Below are 18179 nucleotides of genomic sequence, written 5' to 3'. Positions count from 1 at the left end.
CTAAGGGGGGGCATGGCAACTGCGGCATCCACGACCTTCACCGTCATCCTTGCGGATCGCAACCGGCACATCCGGGAGCTGTTCGCCAGGGAGCTCAACCGCGAGGGCTACGCGGTGAAGGGCTGCGCCCTGGGGCGCGAGGCAGTGGACATGGCGAGCGCCGGAGGCGACCTGCTGGTCATGGACTCCGAGCTGCCCGACATGGACCCGCTCTCAGTGATCCGGCTGGTGCGCCGGGCGCGGCCCGGGTTCCCGGTGGCCGTGCTGGCCCACAGCCGGGACGAGGCCGGGGAGTGTCTCGGCGAGCCCCGCGTGCTCTTCGTGCCCAAGGGCGAGGACCCGGCGCTGGTGGTGAATGCCGTTCGCGGAGGGATTGAATCGGGTTTTTCGGGGCCGTGAGCCCCGGTCTCCCGGAAGGTGGATTGGGGGGGCGCGGGTTGGCGCTCCGATGCAACGCCCCGAGGGGCCAAACGCGTTGATTAACCGGAGGTGGTGCGGATGCGATTTTTCAGGGAAGTATACCAGTTCATGATGGAGGGGACTCGAGCCCATGCCAGATGGGACTACGAAGTCTCCATGAGCATCATCAAGAACCGCAAGAAACTTTTGATTCTCGCGGTCCTGGCCCTGCCCATCCTGGGCTTGAGCCTGGTCGAGGCGGCCGACGTGATCGGCGGCAAGACCGCCTACATGCCTTCCTACTACAACACCACGATCTTCCTGGCCTCCATCGGCGTGGGCCTGGCCGCCGGCCTGATCACGGGCTGCATCGGCGCGGGCGGCGGCTTCATCATCACCCCGGCGCTGATGGCCGCTGGCGTCAAGGGCATCCTGGCCGTCGGCACGGACCTGTTCCACATCTTCGCCAAGGCCATCATGGGCACCGCGGTGCACAAGAAGCTGGGCAACGTCTCGGTGAAGCTGGCCCTTGGCTTCCTGCTCGGCTCGGGCTTCGGCGCGGTGGCGGGCGGAACGCTCAACAAGTGGCTCTACGACACCGACCCCCTGATGTCGGAGCTGTTCATCTCCACCATCTACGCGGTGCTGCTGGGCTTCCTGGGCTTCTACGGCGCGTATGACTTCCTGAAGTCCCGCAACGAGGCCGCCGGCGGCGACGCCCACGGCGGCCCCTCCGGCGGCGACGTGCCGCCCCTGGCCGCCAAGGTCCAGGCCCTGCGCATCCCCCCGATGATCACCTTCGACGAGGACTTCGTCCCCGGCGGCCGTCAGCTCTCCATGTGGGTGCTGGCCTGCGGCGGCTTCATCGTTGGCGCCCTGGCCGCCATCATGGGCGTGGGCGGCGGCTTCATCACCTTCCCCATGTTCGTGTACGTGTTCGGCGTCTCCTCCATGACCACGGTGGGCACCGACATCCTGCAGATCATCTTCACCGCCGGTTTCGCGGGCATCGCCCAGTACGCGGTGTACGGCTTCGTGTTCTACACCCTGGCCATGGGCATGCTCATCGGCTCCCTGCTGGGCATCCAGGTGGGCGCGCTGGTGACCAAGGTGGTCAAGGGCGTGCACATCCGCGGCTTCTACGCGCTGTCCATCATCTCCGGCTTCATCAACCGTGCGGCCACCCTGCCCAAGAAGCTCACCGAGCTGGGCTACCTGGGCTGGTCCCCCGAACTCAACAACATGATCGAATACGTCGGCAACATCGTGTTCTGGGTCAGCGTCGGCCTGTTCGGCGTGTGGGTGTTCGGGAAGTTCTTCGCCAACATTTCCATGCTGCGCGGGGAGGAGTAACCAATGATCATTGTCAATAAAGGTGCGTTCAGCAAGGGCATGATTCTGATGATCAGCTTCTGCGCTGTGTTCATGCTGATCATGTCCCCCGTGTTCAAGGACCAGAACGGCAACAAGCAGACCGGTCTTGAATTCGCGGACGAGTTCTTCAACAAGCTCTCCAAGAACTCCTCCGATTACTCCGACCAGGTGAAGGCTTCCGCCGAGAAGCAGAAGGGCAAGCAGATCATGGTGGCCGCCACCATGCCCAAGCCCGACATCAAGGACGAGCCCGACCCCGCCAAGGCCCAGGACAAGGCCAACAAGGACGCCCAGGAATCGGCCAAGGCCCTCCAGGCCATGGGCGCGCAGGTGGAAGTGAAGGACAACGTGATCACCGTCAAGGCGGACATGGGCGTCCTGCTGACGGCCAGTTCCGACCGCGCCCTGAAGGTGTTCTCGGTGGTCGGCGCCGATGCCGAGAAGCCCGAGAACGTCGCCGAGCGCAAGCAGATCAAGGCCCTGTGGAAGGGCTTCAGCGCGATGATCAAGCCCCTGCAGAAGGAAGGAAAGGTCGCCGAGGCCAAGGCCCTGGACACCGCCATGAAGAAGGGCCTGGAGCCCGCCTACAACTTCTACGGCGTGGTGGGCGAGCCCGTCTCCAAGAACGTGTTCCTGCTGGCCTTCCTGCTGGCCTTCTACGTGGTCTACACCATGTGGTACGGCTACAGCATCTTCTTCATGTTCGAAGGTGTGGGCATGTCGATGAAGAAATCCAAGAAGAAGGGCTAGCCCCCCCTACGCCCAGTCTTGGGAAGGCCGCCTCCGGGCGGCCTTTTTCTTTTGCCGCCCCTCGCAAGTCAGGAGTCTCGCGTCCCATCGGGTTGCCATAGCGCCCGCTATGGGCCATACGGCTGATAAGCTCCGCCTCAGCAGGCGGGGCATCGCAAGGAGGCATCCCATGAACGCTGATTCCACTCCAAATACAACGGGTCAGGCCACGGCGGAACTGCTGCGGCCCTTGACCCTACGCGGCGTGACCATCCCCAGCCGCATCGTCGTTTCCCCCATGTGCCAGTACTGCGCGCAGGACGGCTTCGCGGACGACTGGCACCTGGTTCACCTGGGCAGCCGGGCCGTGGGCGGGGCGGGCCTGGTCTTCGCCGAGGCCACGGCCGTCACGGCCCGGGGCCGCATCTCCTCGACCGATCTGGGCATATGGACCGAAGCACACATCGAACCCCTGGCGCGCGTCACCGCGTTCCTGCGGCGCATGGGCGCGGTCTCGGGCATGCAGCTGGCCCACGCCGGGCGCAAGGCTAGCTGTCTGCCGCCCTGGCTGGGCGGGGCGCGCGTGGCCCCCGAGGCCGAGGACGGCTGGGAGATCGTGGCCCCGAGCGCCATCCCCTTCTCCGAAGGCGAGCCCGCACCCCGAGCGCTGGACGTTGACTCCATCGCCGAGATCAAGGCCGCCTTCGTGGCGGCCGCCCGCCGCTCCGTGGCCGCGGGGTTCGATGTGGTGGAGCTGCACGCGGCCCACGGCTACCTGTTGCACCAATTCCTCTCCCCTCTCTCCAACAAGCGCGACGACGCCTACGGCGGCACGCTGGAGAACCGCATGCGCCTGACCCTGGAGACGGCCCAGGCCGTGCGCGAGACCCTGCCCGAATCCATGCCGCTCTTCGTGCGCGTCTCCGCCACGGACTGGGTGGACGGCGGATGGGACCTGGAGCAGACCGTGGCCCTGGCCAAGGAGCTCAAGGGCGTCGGCGTGGACCTGATGGACATCACCTCAGGCGGGCTCGTGCCCCACGCCAAGATCCCCGTGGGGCCGGGGTACCAGGTGCCCTTCGCCGAGGCCGTGCGCAAGAGGGCGGACATGCCCGTGAGCGCGGTGGGCATGATCACCGACCCGGCCCAGGCCGAGGCCATCGTGTCCTCGGGCCAGGCGGACATGGTGATGCTGGGCCGCCAGATGCTGCGCGAGCCCTACTTCGCGCTCAACGCGGCCCAGGCGCTGGGCGGCGAGGCCAAATGGCCCACGCAATACGGCTACGCCGTGCGGACCAGGAGGTCGTAGCGCAAAGGCGGGGAGGGAGGAACTCCCTTTGGAATCCCATATGGGTCGTGGGGGTACGACACATCTGTTGGGGGAGGGCGTTCCTGTTGTGATTGGAGTCTCCGGGTGTGGCCTCCTGGCGCGCAGCCGAAAGATGTATTTGAAGAACATCTATCGGCTGCGCGCCAGGAGGCCACACCCGGAGACAGCGCTTCTTAGCGCGCTAGAACCAGTGTCACAGCAGTGAGTGCGAAGCGGAAAGGGAGTGCAGAGGGCTGAAGGCCCTTTGCCCGCCGGAGGCGTCTTCCTCCACATCTTCCCTTTAACAAAAGCCGCGACGGTTGCCCGTCGCGGCCTTTTCATGTCCGTTCGCGGGTGAGGCTACTGCAGCAGCAGCTTGAGCGCCCCGTTCAGGCGGTCGCCCGTCTGGCGCGGGTAGGTCAGGTAGGCCACCGAGCAGGAGACGCGGGCCGAGCCGTACTTGATGCGCATGTAGCCCTGCTCCCCCCAGCTGGTGCCCCAGCTGTTGCGCAGGATCCAGTAGCCGTTGTTGGCGGCGTCGCCGTTGTCGTTCCAACCCACCAGGGTGATGGCGTGGTTGGTGGTGGTGTAGGCGCAGTCGTAGCCGGGGCAGCCGGCCTGGTCGTCCTGGTAGACGCCGCCATTGTAGGCGTCGAAGGCCGAGGTGACGTTCACGGCCGCGTCCACCGGGCCGTTGGCCATGATGGCGGCCTTGATGGCGTCGATGTCGGAGCAGGCCACGCGGCCCCAGCCCTTGAAGCGGATCACGGCGTAGGCCGAGCGGTCGCAGCCGGAGGGGGGCACGCCGGTGTAGGGCAGGGCGGACTCGCGGGCCACGCCCACCTGGGTCAGGGCGAGCAGTTCGGCGTAGTCGTAGTCCGCGCCGTCGCAGCCGTTGAAATGGCTGGAGTAGGGGCCGTAGGTGCCCAGGCAGAAGGCGATGAACTGCTCGGAAAAGTCGGCGCAGTTGGCGCCGGTCCTGCCGGTGGCCACGTTGTAGGCGCCTTCGGCCGTGGCCGCGGCGGCGAAGGCGTAGCACGAGCCGCAGTCGCCCTGGTTCCTGATCGGGCCGATGTAGCTCTTGCCGCCCTTGTCGCGCCAGTCGAAGGAGGCCGGGAGCGCCAGGGGCGCGGCGGCGTCCAGGGAGGTCAGGCGCGGGGCCGGGGTTTTGGGGGGGGATGAGGGGATTGCCCCCCTGGTGCGCAGGTTCTTCTTGGCGGCTTCGGGCAGCGCGTAAACCCAGGTCTCGCCCACGGTGAAGTCGTAGCCGTTGAGGCGGATCTTCTCGCGCAGGGTTTCGAGGCTGTCGCCGGGTTCGAAGGACAGCGTATCGGCGGCGAGAGAGAGGCGGGGTGCGGCAAGGATCGTCAGGGTCAGGAGAAGTACGGCGAAGAGGCAGCGTCCGGGCCTGGGCATAAGGCCTCCTTCGGGGCGGGTGAAGAATGGGCGGGGAGCCAAGGCCCCCCGCCCGGAGCGTTACAGCACCCGAAGGTGCACGGGTTCGGCCTTGACGAAGGGCATGGCCCGGATGCTCTCCAGGGCCTTCTCCACGTCGCGCTGCTTGGCCTGATGGGTCATGAACACGATGGGCACGATATTGCTGTCGGGGGCCGAGGGGTCCACCTTCTGCACCACCTGGTAGATGGAGATGCCCACGTCGCCCAGGGCCTGGGCCAGGGCGGCGAGCACGCCGGGCTTGTCCTCCACGTTGAAGCGGAAGTAGCGGCGGCTGCACTCCTCCTCGGGCGGCAGGATGTCCGCGGGAGGGAGGATCTTTTCGGGGAAGCCGGTGTTGTTGGGGGCCGCGCCGTCGCGGGCAAGGTCCATGATGTCGGCCAGCACGGCGCTGCCGGTGGGCAGCCCGCCCGCGCCCTGCCCGTAGAGCATCACCGCGCCCACGGCGTCGCCCACCACGCGCACGGCGTTGAACGCGCCATGCACCTGGGCCAGCAGGTAGGAGTGGCTGAGCATCATGGGATGCACGCCGGCCATGATCTTGCCGTCCACCATCTTGGCCTGTCCGATGAGCTTGACCTGGCAGCCGAACTCCTTGGCGTAGGCGATGTCCAGCGGGGTCACGCCGGTGATGCCCGTCACCGGGAGCTTGTGCAGCGGGTAGTCGTGCCCGTAGGCCAGCCGGATGAGCAGCACCAGCTTGTGGGCGGCGTCGAAGCCTTCCACGTCCAGGGTGGGGTCCGCTTCCGCGTAGCCTTTCCTCTGGGCCTTCTTGAGCGCGGCCTGGTAGGTCAGCCCCTTGGAGGACATGCGCGAGAGGATGAAGTTGGAGGTGCCGTTCAATATGCCGGTGACCGCCAGGATGCGGTTGCCCGCCAGGGACTCCTTGAGGGTCTGCACGATGGGGATGCCGCCGCAGACGCTGGCCTCGTAGTAGAGGCCCACGCCCTTCTGGGCGGCCAGGGCGAAGAGCTCCTCCCCGCGTTCGGCCAGCAGGTGCTTGTTGGCGGTGACCACGTGCTTGCCCGAGGCCAGGGCCAGTCGGATGAGGTCGTAGGCCATGCCCAGCCCGCCCATGAGCTCGACCACGATGTCGATGTCCGGGTCCTGCGCGAGTTCGAGCGGGCTCAAGACCACGCGCGCCCCCTCGGGAATGGGCACGGCCCGCTGCTTGTGCGGGTCGCGCAGGGCCACGGCGTGCACGGCCACCGGGCGGCCCAGGCGGCGTTCGATCCACTGGGCGCTGCCGGAGAGGATGGACGTGAGCCCCTGCCCCACGACGCCGAACCCGGCGAGGCCGATGCGCACCTGCTGGGCGGACATCATGATTCTCCCGACAGGGCCTTTTTGATGCCGCGCACGGCCTGGTTGATGCGGTGGCGGTTCTCCACCAGGGCGAAGCGGACGTGGTCGTCGCCGAAGTGGCCGAAGCCAAGGCCGGGCGAGACGGCCACGTGGCCCTCCTTGAGGAGCATCTTGGAGAACTCCACCGAGCCCATGTGCCGGAATTCCTCGGGAATCTGGGCCCAGACGAACATGGTGGCCTTGGGCGGCGGGACGATCCATCCGGCGCGCTCCAGCCCTTCGATCAGGGCGTCGCGGCGGTCGCGGTAGATGTCGCAGATTTCGGTCACGCAGTCCTGCGGGCCGTTGAGGGCCACGGCGGCCGCGATCTGGATGGGCTGGAAGATGCCGTAGTCCAGGTAGCTCTTGATGCGGGTCAGGGCCTGGACGATCTCCTTGTTGCCACAGCAGAAGCCCACGCGCCAGCCGGCCATGGAGTAGCTCTTGGACATGGAGAAGAACTCCACGCCCACGTCCTTGGCGCCCTTGGCCTGCAGGAAGGAGGGGGCCTTGTAGCCGTCGAAGCAGAGGTCGGCGTAGGCGAAGTCGTGGATGCAGAGCATGTTGTGGTCTTTGCAGAAGGCCACGATCTTGTCGAAGAACTCCAGTTCGACCACTTCGGCGGTGGGGTTCTGCGGGTAGCTGATGATGAGCAGCTTGGGCTGGGGCCAGGTCTGCTTGGTGGCGGCCAGCAGGTCCTCGAAGAAGTCGCGCCCCTTGCCGAAGGGAATGCGCCGGACGTCCGCGCCCGAAATGATGGAGGCGTACGGATGGATGGGATAGGCGGGGTCCGTGGCGAACACGACGTCGCCGGGCTGGAGCATGGCCAGGGCCAGGTGGGCCAGGCCTTCCTTGGCGCCCATGGTCACCACCACCTCGGAGTCGGCGTCGAGCTCCACGCCGAAGCGGCGCAGGTACCAGTTGGCCATGGCCAGGCGCAGGCCCGGGATGCCCTTGGATGCCGAGTAGCGGTGGTTCACACCCTTCTGGGAAGCCTCGGTGAGCTTGTCCACGATGTGCTTGGGGGTGGGAATGTCCGGGTTGCCCATGCCGAGGTCGACAATGTCCACGCCCTGACGGCGCATCTGCATCTTCAGTTCGTTGACGACGGCGAAGACATAGGGAGGCAGGCGCTCCATGCGCGCGAATTTATGCATCGCGAACGGCTCCTTCTATGGTGAGTGAATGTGAAAATGTAGCCGGGGCGGGCCGTGGTGTCAAAGGCGCAAATGCCCTCTTGACGGGGAAGGGAGGGTTATGTATCAACCCGCTTTGCGCGGAGAGGTGGCCGAGCTGGCCGAAGGCGCTCCCCTGCTAAGGGAGTATACTGGCAAAACCGGTATCGCGGGTTCAAATCCCGCCCTCTCCGCCAAAATTTCCAGAGAGAAACCCCGTTTTGGACCAGCCGTCCCAAACGGGGTTTTTTGTTTTTGCGGAGGTTTTGCGGTCCGGTGCAGGGTGATCGGGATTGCATGGCTCGCCTTGGCGGGATCACGAGCCGTGGCAAAGGTCGGTCACGCCATCTTTTCGCACACGGCCATGACAGAGGTGCCGAACAGTTTCTGGGGCAGTGGCTCCAGACGACCGAACAAGCCGAGCAGTTTGTTCAAGGTGTCGGTATTGACCTCGAACCCTTTCTCGATGACGTCCTTTTCCGATTGCTTCCGGGAGAGAATCACCTTCCGCACCAGCAGCAGCGGATAGTAGGGGGCCCCCCAATATGTCACCTTGCGCAGCTTGAGCCCTGCGGCCTGTAGCACGGAGACGGCCTGGGGCAGCGTGTACCGCCTGAGATGGCCCGCCATGGTGTCATAGGTCGAGAACAGGTGATTGTAGGCAGGGAGGTTGACCAGCATCTGTCCGCCTGGCCGGAGGTGGTGCAGTGCTGACTGGAGAAAATGCTGTTGGTCCTCAATATGCTCAAGGACGTCGAAGAGGAAGATGGTGCCGTAAGCCTTATACAGTTTCTCAGAACGGTCATGGATGTTGTAGAGAAAGACGCGACTGGCCGTGCTGATGTTCCGGGAAAGTGCTTGCTCGTCGAGGTCGAACCCGTCGACGCTTAGACCGAACGCGGTTTCAAGCTGCCGCTGCAACAGGCCCCGCCCGCAACCGATGTCGGCGACGGGGAGCCGGGCCTGGTCGAATCCAGGCACAAGGCGGGTCAGCACTTCAAATCGGCGGCGGATCCAGAAATGGTCCAGGCTGGCGATATCATGCCAGTGCTCAGTCATGCTGACGGGGATGCTCTCTGAGAGTCGGATTATTTCTCGCATGGACAATTGGAGACCTCTGTGGGTGACACGACGGAGGTTGAGTTCGAGGCCGGCAGGCTTCCCACGGTCGTGGTAACCAGGGCTACGGGGCGACCTTTGACTTCATGCAGCACGACACGGATGTACTCGCCGAGGATGCCGAGAAAGATGAACAGCAGGCCCATGAAGAAGAGAAAGACCACAAGGATCGTCGCAGCCATGGGGCTGGAGCCCACCCAGTAGCCAAGCAGGGTGAAATGGGGGAAAAGGCGGTTGATTACGACGGAAAGCATGATCAGCAGGGCCACGAGCCCGACGGCAAAGCCGAATACCCCGATCAGCCTCAGTGGGGCGTCCGAGAATCCGACAAAGCCCAGCAGGGCGAGGTCGACAAGTTTGCGGATGTTGTACTTGCTCCTGCCGGAGAGCCTGCGCGGCCTAGCGTAGGGGAACCCCTTCTGCGGGAAGCCGACCCAGGAGCGAAGCCCACGCAGCATGCGCGAGCGCTCTGGCAGCAGCAGGATCGCGTTGAGCGCCCGCCTGGACATCACGCAAAAATCCCCAGCGTCGCGCGGCCAGGCGTGGTTCGAGGTGTTGCTCATCAGCCAGTAGAACAAGGAATAGAAGAACCTCAGCAGGGCGGGGGCATCACGCTTCTGGCGGATTCCGTAGCAAACTTCGACGCCTTGGCTGCAGGCGTTGTACATCTCGATGAGCACGGCTATCGGGTCCTGCAGGTCGCAGTCGATCACCCCGACGGCATCCCCGATGGCGTAGGCCAGCCCGGCATTGACCGCCGCCTGGTGGCCGAAGTTGCGGCTGAGGAACACACCCTTGATCCGGGGGTCTTTGGCATTGTGCAGGGCGACTATCGCGGCCGTATTGTCCTGGCTGCCGTCGTCGACGACGATGATCTCCCACGACCGCCCGATTTGTGTGTCGAGTTGCGGGACAGCCTCCTGGAGAAAGAGGGGGAGCATGTCCTGCTCATTGTAGCAGGGTACGATTAGGGAAAAATCAAGAGTGCTCATGTTTACGCCGTAGCCTTTCAATACAAGACAGCAGAATCTTTGGTCCATATCTGTGCCCACTTTCCAATGAGCACAAACTCAAGCACTGTGTCGGATACCTTGCCCAGGACTGCGTCCTGCGTGCAGCCCATGTTTAACACCTGTCTTTGTGCAACGGGTGTCCAATTTGATTTGTCTCCACGAATGGTGAAAAGTTTCCTCTTGTACTCATCTACGACCTCGTAGACCTCCACCCTGCAATCATCCCCATGCATTCGAGGAAAGAAGAACATGAGCTGGCGATCGTGCTTCACCTGCATGCGGAATACACCTGGCTGGCTGGCATCGAGGGGGGTGAACACCGCATAACCCTGGAAGTCTGGCTGAGGCTCCAGCGCAAGGTTGCGATCAAATTCGTTCAGTTTAGACTGAACCACATTGCTGCAAGAGAAAAAACCGACGATAGACGGCGACCACCTGGTCACGGGCAATAGGACACTGCAGTATATTTGATTCAAGGGGTTGCCTTGGCCGCTGGCGACAAATACGACGCCCAAGATGAAAAGGACCATGGCGGACAGAATTTTGAGTTTGGCCACGGCTCATGGCTCCTGACAGATTGGAATTCTGCGGTCGTTGTGGGTCCACATGGTGCTTGAGATAGGCTTGCCGTCCACAATGTTTTCCAGGTCGGAGTTTGTCAAAACATAGTTCATGAAACGGCCCGAATCACAATGAATGCGGATGGATTTGACAACCAGCGAGATCCCCTTGGATTTTTCAATGAAGACAAAGTCGAGAGATATGCTGTCGTATGAGTTCAAAGGAGCCACTGTCGCTTTGTCATCTGTCGTGCTGCCAGAGTGTTGTAGGTTGAGAAACAGTCTTGGCTCGAGGTTGACCCTTGCTGTTATAATCCGCTCGTCCGCGGCGGTGCGTTTCGGCAGCAGGGACATGCCGGTGACTATCGGGTTCCGGAGCACTTCGGACAGCCGTACGTTGCGGTTGCCGGAGACGATGGAAGCCAGAATCACTGGCTCCAGGTCCTTCTGTGGACTGCCATTTGGTTCGTCCGGGTCGACTCTTTCCGGACAATTGCAGTCCAGGTTGACATAGATGTCGCCTGCGGTCGTGCTCGCCAGGTACCGCAGGGAATTCTTTTGTCGCAACAGCTCGGCCGCCTGGTCAAGCTTAATCAGGAGAAAGCGCGATTTGGCCTTCCAGGAGAACTGTGCCGGATGGAGGATGTAAGACAAACCAAAACCCGGTTGCAGACCAAGAAACTCAGTACTGGTAGCGAAGTCGGTCACCAGTAAGCTGTTGCACCAGGCGTTGTTGGTTGGCTCGTAGCGCAAGATGTCTTTTGTAAAACTGGAAAACCACTCTATGCGCTCAAGCCGCCCAGCTGAATTCTGCGTCATGTCATAGGCCCGCTCCTGAAGCAGCTGGAACCCGAAGCCAAGGGCCGCGACCTGGGCGCCGAGCAGAAACATCCGGACCCCGGGCATAAGGCCCAGGCAGGCCAGGAGCAGGCAGCTGAACAGGAATACCGGGTACAGATGCCGGGTTTGCAAAGACTGGCTCAAGCTGGTTGCGCAGATGAGGGCGGCATAGCCTCCGAAAACCCATAACAATTTGAGATAGAGCAGTCTCTCGTCTGGCGATGTGGCGCGCCTGCGTCTGTATTCGAGCACGCCCATGATCACGGGAAGAAAACCCGCCACCAGGAATAGGAAACGGTCCTGGGAGACCAGGCGCCAAATCGCTAAGAAATTATCTCCTAGCAGTGCAGAGAACTGGAGAAGCACGTCCAGGGCGTTCTTCGTGCCCAAGTCCATCAGCACCAGCTGCCAGGGCGCGTAGTGGCCCACCCAGGGGGAGGCGAAGAACTGGTAGCAGAAGAACGTGGCCACATGGCAGCCGATGCCGGTAAAAAGCCCGCGAATGATAGACAATCGGCGGAAGTCCGAGATTGCGACAAAATACCCTGGCAGGAGGAATCCCCATGTGGGGCGGATCAGGCTGGCGAGTATGAGCATGACGAAAAGCGAGGCCGTGTACCGCTTATTGCCCGGGTTCAGCAGCATGCAGTGGAAAAGGGCGGCCAGTACGTAGGCCAGGCCCATGTTGGCGGGCTCTTGCCAGTATGTCGCCGTGAAATGCATCATCTCCGGATACACGAGGATCAGGGCGATGGAGTAGAGCGCGGCTACGGGCTTGGGACGCACCAAGAAATAGAAGGTAAGAATGCTCGCTGTCAGCAGCGTGAAGTTGAAGATTGGAGCTGATTGAACGCCGAGTCCGCCGAAGGCGCCGGCAAGCAGGCCGACGATGGAGACATAGACTGGCCCGTGCACTCCGAAAGGGCTCGTGGCGATGAAGGGGACCACCTCGTTCTGGCTGAAGTGACCCATGGAGAACCCGTGGGCCGCGAACCCGTTGATTTGCAGGAAGTAGTCGAATGGGTCGAAATGGGGATAAGGGACGACCTCGAACAATGATGCCTGGGCAAAAATGTGATAAAAGAGCCAAGTGGCAACGAGCGGAAGCGCCGAGAGGATGAAGTAGCTCGTGGAGCGGAGCAGGTTGTATGATCGCATATGCCCTCGGAGCATGGTTGGCCTGTGCACCTAATGATGGCTAAACATTGAAAATCTATGAGAGACTACACCACGTCGCGAGCCCTTGGCAAGCGGTCTCTGGAGCGTGGGCAGTTGCGGAGATGAATTGTACTGCCCCTCGTTTAGCAAGCGTCTGCTAATTAATTCTAGTGGCTAAGTTGTTCTGCCTCGTAAGCCTCCGGCGATCTGTAGCCGAGGGTCGAGTGCAGATGGTTGGCATTGTAGCCGTCGATCCAGCGGTCCAGATCCTCCAGGAATGTGCTTGGGCTCGTGAACTCGTTGATCCTAACCAGCTCTGGGATGTGCGAGCTCAGCGATTGTCTGGCAATGCTCTGTATGATGATCTGCAGAGAAATCTTCCGTTGATCAATATTGTTACAAAGCAATGGAGGGGTCTGGAGCAGTCTGACGAGTCGGTTCCTGTGGGGAGCCGCCTCCCGTTGGAGACGGCCCCTGAATCTGTCATTAGATATTTCGAGGTGCGGCCAGCCCTGGGCGTCATTTTCATGGGTACCGCCATGGGTACTTTCATCCCCCAGATGCCTAGAATTGGCCCCCTGTTGACCCCCGGTTGAGCGCATAACTCACTGAAAATACAGGCTACGCCTGGGCTACTGGAAACAAGACCGTCTCTGCTAAGGGAGTATACTGGCAAAACCGGTATCGCGGGTTCAAATCCCGCCCTCTCCGCCAGAAAAGTCAGTTCAAACCCCGCCCGGACGAGTTTCGGGCGGGGTTTTTCGTTTCAGCCCGAGGTTGGGGAACGCATGCGGCCATAACATGGCCTGGGAAGGTGATCGCCGCGGTGCCACCGATATCCCCGGGTATGCAGACGCCTTCCGCCCGTAACTGGAACCGCGCCCGCGAGGGCGGCCCCCCTCATCCCGGTTCCGGAAGCACAAAACCGGCGCTCCCGCATGGACTCTTGCCAGGATTCCGCCCGGGCACATCTTGCTTGTTGACCGACTAATTATTATCGGTGGAAAATGAAAGTTGCCTCCGCCGCCATTCTAATTCTTCTACAGATCGTATTGCATTCAGGCCAGGCATCGGCCGAAAAATATACCTTTTATGTCCAGTCCGACCAGCATCTGGCTTTCGCCAGAGAGATTTGCATCGAGGCATTGAGGAAGGCTGGCCTGGACGCCGGTTTCGAACCGTTCCCCGTTGCGGCGGAAAATCGCCTCGACGCCGAGATGGCCTCGGGCAAGCTTCACCTGGCCTTCATCCCCCCCAACGCCAACCGCCTGGCCCTTGAGGGCAGGCAGTTGATCGCAGCCATCAGGATACCCCTGGAACGGGGACTGCTGGGGTCCAGGGTCTGCCTCGTCCGGGGCACCGACAAGGACCTGCTCAAGGACGTCAAATCCCTTGAGGCCTTCAGGCGGTTCAAAGTGGGGCAGGGCTACGGCTGGGGGGACATAGATGTCTATGCGGCGGCTGGCGTCTCCGTTGTAGAGGCCCCGTTCACGTCGCAGTCCGCGCCGCTGCGCGCGCTGGCCTCCGGGCATTTCGATCTGCTGCCGATGGGGGCCAGCGAGTTCCAGGCCTTTCTGGACCGCTCGAAGGAGGAAGGTCTGGGCATCGTGGCGGACAACCATATCGTCATCCGCTATCCGTGGTTCCGGTTCATCTGGGTTTCCAAGACGGCCCCGAATGCGGCGGCCCTGCTGGAGGGCCTGGAAAGAGGGCTGGATATCATGGCTCGCGACGGATCGTTCATCAGGATATTCGAACACTATAAAGGAAAGATCGACACAGCCGTGTTCCGCGGCAGAACCTCCATCGAGCTTGCGAGCCCCTACGCGCAGGCGTCGGATATCCCCGCCAAGTACAGACATCTGCTCATAGAGGCGCGTTGACGGAGCGTGTTGCGCCCAGGACCGCTCAGGCCCCGCCCGGTTCGCTGAAGGCCTTGAGCCCCAGGGCGGGCAAGCCGGCCGGTTGCGTGTTTCGGTCCGCCAGGGCGCGCAGCGTGGCCGCGTGCAGCGCCTCGGCCAGTTCCTCCACATCGCGCATGGCCTCCTCCGCGTGTCCGGGGGACGCCAATTCCGACAGTGACCCGTTGGCCTTTCCGGGCCTGGCGTGGGCGAGGGCGTGGCGCAGTTCGCGCAGGGCGATGACCGTCCTCAGGGGCCTGGCGTGTTCGCTGAAGTCTGCGAGTCCGGCCAGCCTGGCTACATAGTTGATCTTCCTGACGGTCCCCCTGGTGTCGAGTTTGCCGAAGTACTTCTTTTCGGCCTTGAAGTCGGCGGGCCAGAGCGGGTCCAGGCGGGGTCCGATGAAGTTGACGTAGGCCTCCAGGGCCATGAACGAAAAGACCAGCGCGATGACGCCGTCCCCGGGGGAGCATCCCGCGCGGGCTTCCATCCTGGAACGCGCTTCCAGCGCGATGCGCCACAGGAACGTATGCGCCTGGCCGCCCGCATTGCAGGGCGGCGTCCTGTCGAGGGTATCCTGTGCGGTCTGTTCAGGCATGGCTGCACCACGTTGTCCCGATGGGCGGCGCCGCGGAGGGGCTGCGTCCGCGAAAGGTCCGGCTCGACAGGCCCGGCTCGTTGTTCTCTGCCGACGGCCGGACGAGTATCGGCCGTTCGCGCACCTATCGCCACAGATTCGCATGTTGGTTTATCTATTGTTGTTGACATGCGCCTTGCCCGCTGACAAGCCGGTATATCCATAAGTTTTGGAGCGAGAAGTGTCTGCCCCCTTACGGCTGCTGTTTGCGGCGGCGAGCTATTTCGCCTGCGCTATCCTGTCGTTCAATATAGCCATGGCCACCAGCTCCATTGCGGTCGTCTGGCCGGCGGCCGGGGTCGGCTACGCCATGGCCCTGCTCTGGGGCCGCAAGATCATCCCGGCCACCATGGCCGCCGACTTCGCCGCCACGCTCTTCTTCGCGCCTCCGTTGCAATCCCTGCTGTTCGCCTGCGGCAACGGCCTGGCCTTGTACGCCGGCTGCCGGATCACATCCCGATTCGGGGGGCGAAGGGAGTTTTATCTCCACCCCCGGGGCATGTTCGTCTTCATCGCGTCGGTTCTGGCGCTGAGCGTCATCTCATCCGCCGTGGGCACGGCCACGGAGTACGCGCTGGCGAACCTGCCGGGCTGCGAGACAGCCAGGATATGGTGGCTCTGGCTGCTGGGGGACTTCACCGGAGTCACGCTGGTCGCCCCCCTGATCCTGGCCCTGGCCAGGATGGGGCTTCGCGGCCTGGGGGGCAACCTCCGGGAGCTGGCGGCGATCTTCTGCTGCGCGCTGCTCACCGGTTTTCTCCTCCTGACGGGAACCAACTTCTTCGCGGAGGGTTACCCCACGCCGTTCATCCTCATGCCGTTCTTCGTCTGGGGGGCCTTCCGCCTCGGCCACCGCGAGTTCTACTCCCTGCTGCTGGCCCTGGCGGCCATCGCCGTGTGGGCCACCCACGCGGGATACCAGCTGTTCCCCACCTCGTCCGCGACGCAGTCCTACCTGTTGCTGCAGTCCTATTTCGTGATCATCGCGCTGTTGTGCCTGCTGGTGCATTCCGTGGTCAGCGAGAGGGCCCGGGCCTACGCCTCCGCGCTCCGCAGCAGGGACGCCCTGGCCTTCGGGCTGGCCGACCTGGCCGAAATGCGCGACCAGGAGACGGGCGAGCATCTGCTGCGCACCAAACGCTACCTGCGGCTTCTCATCAGGGGGCTCAAGGAGGGCGCCGTCTACGAGGAGCAGCTGAACGACGGGCGCGACGAGCTGATCGCCGAAGCAGGGCCACTGCACGACATCGGCAAGGTCGGCGTGCCCGACGCCATCCTGCGCAAGCCCGGCGGGCTCACCCCGGAAGAGTTCGAGGAGATCAAGCGCCACCCCGAGTACGGGGTCAAAACCCTGGAGAGGATCATCAGCAGCATGGGCGGCAGTGACTTCATGGACGTGGCTCGCGAGATCATCCAGAGCCACCATGAGAAATGGGACGGCAGCGGATACCCGCGCGGCCTGTCCGGGAAGAACATCCCCCTGTCGTCCAGGCTCATGGCCCTGGCGGACGTCTACGATGCCCTCACCAGCAGCAGGGTGTACCGGGCGCGCATGACGCACGACCAGGCCAGGGAGATCATCCTCCAGGGCAGGGGTGCCCACTTCGACCCGCAGGTGGTGGACGCCTTCCTGCGCATGGAGCGCGAATTCTTCCAGACCTCCCGCAGGCACCGCGAAGCGGACGACCGGCACCCGGTCCCCGGCGACCCGGGCACTCCGGCCTGACGCGGCGCCCGCCGTCCGGGCCTTTGCCCCCTCAGATCAGCCCGGGCGGCGCAGCATGTACATTCGATGCTCTCCGCTCCGATGGGCGGGTCGCCTTCAGTTCTTGGGAAGCTGCGGCGCGCCTTGACGCGACCCCGCGAAACGAGTCCGCCCCCTGGCCGGGGGGGCGGCCAGGGGGCGGATGCGAGGAGGTTCGGGCGCGCCCCGCTCTCTTGGGCGCTCCCAGAGGCCTGGAGCCTTCTCTGTCGAGTTCGTCCGCAGGCCGCCCGGGGGGGCGGGCGGCCGGGGCGGGACGAAGTCTTTTGTATCGGTCCCGGCCACCGTTGTAACGGGGGGCCGGTGTTACATGTGTTGCCGTGAGGTTTCTTTTCAGCTTTCGCGCCTCCGCGTGGAGGCGGCTGCTAGGCGGCCTTCCTCTCCCAGTTGCGCAGGGCGATCTTGAGCGCGCCCACAGTGAACACGTCGCAGTACAGGCTTCCGGGGAGCTTGGGCAGGTGCTTGCGCAGGTCCTCGTGGGTCAGGTAGGCGCACTCGTCCACGCTCTTGCCCTCCACCAGATTGGAGAGTGCGGTGAGGCACTGCTTGCTGTACTCGCAGCCCTCCGACGAACCGCCCGCGGCTTCCACCGTGCCGTTCTTGATGCGCAGATCCATGCGGATGGGCAGGCTGCAGCTGGTGCAGCCGTAGGTGCCCGAGGCGTTGGCCCCTTCCACGGCGATGGTCAGCGGGGTCTCGGGCATCATGGGCATGATGGCCGCGCTGGTGCTGGCGGGCACGTGTTCGGGCGTGTGCATGACCAACTCGGGGACGCTCTCGACGGCCACTTCGCGGCGCACGGCTTCCAGGTCGATGATGGTCGGGTCCACCAGGCTGAAGCCGCAGCTGCCGCCCCAGTCCTGCTCGTCTGCGAAACGGCCGTTGTAGCGCACGTCGTCGAGGATCAGGAAGTCCGTGGAGCCCAGGATGCGGTCCCAGCGGTGCACGAAGAAGTGGAAGCGGGCCGGGTCGAAGGAGTCCACGTCCTTCCAGGTCCAGTTCATGTGGCAATATTCGTCGTCGTAGCCGAGCAGGGCCAGGTAGCGCGCCTTGCTGTCCAGGTAGTGGCGGCGGCGCAGCAGCACGGCGCTGTCCGCGATGCCCGTGGAGTCCATGGCGGCGGGCTGGCCGTCCAGGTCCACCTTGATGACGCATTCGTCGTCGATCTTCATTCCGCAGGTGCTGGTGTTGCCGTTGCGCCACCAGTGGATGTACTTCTTGGTGTAGAACTTGCGGCCGAGCTCCTTGATGCGTTCGACTGTCTTGGAGGACACGGGGTGCAGGGCGAGGTCGCAGCGCCGTCCGGTGATGGTGAGTGTGAGATTCATGAAGAGCCTCCTATGGTATTCGGCGCGCTTCGCTGGGAGGCCGCGCCGGCTGGCTTTTGTGAAAAAAAGAGCATAA

The 18179-nt window shown here is 63.4% G+C and carries 15 protein-coding genes and 1 tRNA gene; 7 read left to right on the top strand and 9 right to left on the bottom strand.

Annotated elements, in window-relative coordinates; genetic code table 11:
• Positions 1 to 12 precede the first annotated feature (12 nt).
• The 4 genes from MLE18_RS11000 to MLE18_RS10985 all read left to right on the top strand — a co-directional run bounded on the left by MLE18_RS11000 (position 13) and on the right by MLE18_RS10985 (position 3811).
• Positions 13 to 399, top strand: coding sequence for a response regulator (locus tag MLE18_RS11000; RefSeq protein WP_243438851.1), 387 nt, complete (start codon positions 13 to 15; stop codon positions 397 to 399).
• Between the two features lie 99 nt (positions 400 to 498).
• Positions 499 to 1752: a sulfite exporter TauE/SafE family protein gene (locus tag MLE18_RS10995; RefSeq protein ID WP_243438850.1), complete on the top strand. Its 1254-nt coding sequence runs from the start codon at positions 499 to 501 to the stop codon at positions 1750 to 1752.
• 3 nt (positions 1753 to 1755) lie between these two features.
• The gene (locus MLE18_RS10990; protein ID WP_243438849.1) at positions 1756 to 2523 is read left to right on the top strand and encodes a hypothetical protein; all 768 of its coding nucleotides are present in this window, start codon (positions 1756 to 1758) and stop codon (positions 2521 to 2523) included.
• A 169-nt stretch (positions 2524 to 2692) separates the two neighbouring features.
• Positions 2693 to 3811: an NADH:flavin oxidoreductase/NADH oxidase gene (locus tag MLE18_RS10985; protein WP_243438848.1), complete on the top strand. Its 1119-nt coding sequence runs from the start codon at positions 2693 to 2695 to the stop codon at positions 3809 to 3811.
• 360 nt (positions 3812 to 4171) lie between these two features.
• Here MLE18_RS10985 and MLE18_RS10980 read toward each other — a convergent pair whose 3' ends face one another.
• From MLE18_RS10980 to MLE18_RS10970, 3 genes are read right to left on the bottom strand one after another with little or no spacing between them, the layout of a single operon-like run.
• Positions 4172 to 5227 (bottom strand): C1 family peptidase, encoded by a 1056-nt coding sequence (locus tag MLE18_RS10980; RefSeq protein ID WP_243438847.1) that lies wholly within the window; start codon positions 5225 to 5227, stop codon positions 4172 to 4174.
• Between the two features lie 60 nt (positions 5228 to 5287).
• Entirely contained in the window at positions 5288 to 6589 is a 1302-nt protein-coding gene (locus MLE18_RS10975; RefSeq protein WP_243438846.1) for a homoserine dehydrogenase, read from the bottom strand.
• Positions 6589 to 7767: an aminotransferase class I/II-fold pyridoxal phosphate-dependent enzyme gene (locus MLE18_RS10970; protein ID WP_243438845.1), complete on the bottom strand. Its 1179-nt coding sequence runs from the start codon at positions 7765 to 7767 to the stop codon at positions 6589 to 6591. Before MLE18_RS10970 ends, MLE18_RS10975 begins: the two co-directional genes overlap by 1 nt.
• Before the next feature lie 121 nt (positions 7768 to 7888).
• Between MLE18_RS10970 and MLE18_RS10965 the strand changes: the two genes are divergently transcribed.
• A tRNA-Ser gene (locus MLE18_RS10965) sits at positions 7889 to 7982 on the top strand.
• A gap of 142 nt (positions 7983 to 8124) precedes the next feature.
• On the opposite strand, the gene MLE18_RS10960 is transcribed toward MLE18_RS10965, so the two are convergent.
• Genes MLE18_RS10960 through MLE18_RS10945 form a run of 4 tightly spaced genes read right to left on the bottom strand, consistent with a single transcriptional unit; the run spans position 8125 to position 12475 of the window.
• The gene (locus MLE18_RS10960) at positions 8125 to 8844 is read right to left on the bottom strand and encodes a class I SAM-dependent methyltransferase (RefSeq protein WP_243438844.1); all 720 of its coding nucleotides are present in this window, start codon (positions 8842 to 8844) and stop codon (positions 8125 to 8127) included.
• A 29-nt stretch (positions 8845 to 8873) separates the two neighbouring features.
• Positions 8874 to 9896, bottom strand: coding sequence for a glycosyltransferase family 2 protein (locus MLE18_RS10955; RefSeq protein WP_243438843.1), 1023 nt, complete (start codon positions 9894 to 9896; stop codon positions 8874 to 8876).
• Between the two features lie 17 nt (positions 9897 to 9913).
• Positions 9914 to 10474 (bottom strand): hypothetical protein, encoded by a 561-nt coding sequence (locus MLE18_RS10950; RefSeq protein ID WP_243438842.1) that lies wholly within the window; start codon positions 10472 to 10474, stop codon positions 9914 to 9916.
• A 3-nt stretch (positions 10475 to 10477) separates the two neighbouring features.
• Positions 10478 to 12475 carry a hypothetical protein gene (locus MLE18_RS10945; protein ID WP_243438841.1) on the bottom strand — a complete coding sequence of 666 codons (1998 nt, stop codon included), beginning with the start codon at positions 12473 to 12475 and terminating at the stop codon, positions 10478 to 10480.
• A 1145-nt stretch (positions 12476 to 13620) separates the two neighbouring features.
• Between MLE18_RS10945 and MLE18_RS10940 the strand changes: the two genes are divergently transcribed.
• Entirely contained in the window at positions 13621 to 14358 is a 738-nt protein-coding gene (locus MLE18_RS10940) for a transporter substrate-binding domain-containing protein (RefSeq protein ID WP_243438840.1), read from the top strand.
• Between the two features lie 25 nt (positions 14359 to 14383).
• Here the strand turns inward: MLE18_RS10940 and MLE18_RS10935 are convergent, their stop codons facing one another.
• Positions 14384 to 14974: a hypothetical protein gene (locus MLE18_RS10935; protein WP_243438839.1), complete on the bottom strand. Its 591-nt coding sequence runs from the start codon at positions 14972 to 14974 to the stop codon at positions 14384 to 14386.
• 220 nt (positions 14975 to 15194) lie between these two features.
• Here MLE18_RS10935 and MLE18_RS10930 point away from each other — a divergent pair, with 220 nt between their 5' ends.
• On the top strand, positions 15195 to 16739 hold the full coding sequence (locus MLE18_RS10930; protein WP_243438838.1) for an MASE1 domain-containing protein: 1545 nt from the start codon (positions 15195 to 15197) through the stop codon (positions 16737 to 16739).
• 401 nt (positions 16740 to 17140) lie between these two features.
• Here the strand turns inward: MLE18_RS10930 and MLE18_RS10925 are convergent, their stop codons facing one another.
• On the bottom strand, positions 17141 to 18103 hold the full coding sequence (locus tag MLE18_RS10925; protein ID WP_243438837.1) for an iron-sulfur cluster assembly scaffold protein: 963 nt from the start codon (positions 18101 to 18103) through the stop codon (positions 17141 to 17143).
• Positions 18104 to 18179 lie beyond the last annotated feature (76 nt).

This window comes from Fundidesulfovibrio soli (genome assembly GCF_022808695.1).
GTDB classification, from domain to species: domain Bacteria; phylum Desulfobacterota; class Desulfovibrionia; order Desulfovibrionales; family Desulfovibrionaceae; genus Fundidesulfovibrio; species Fundidesulfovibrio soli.
Note: the sequence above shows the minus strand (reverse complement) of the source record. Positions and strands in the feature narration are given on the sequence as shown.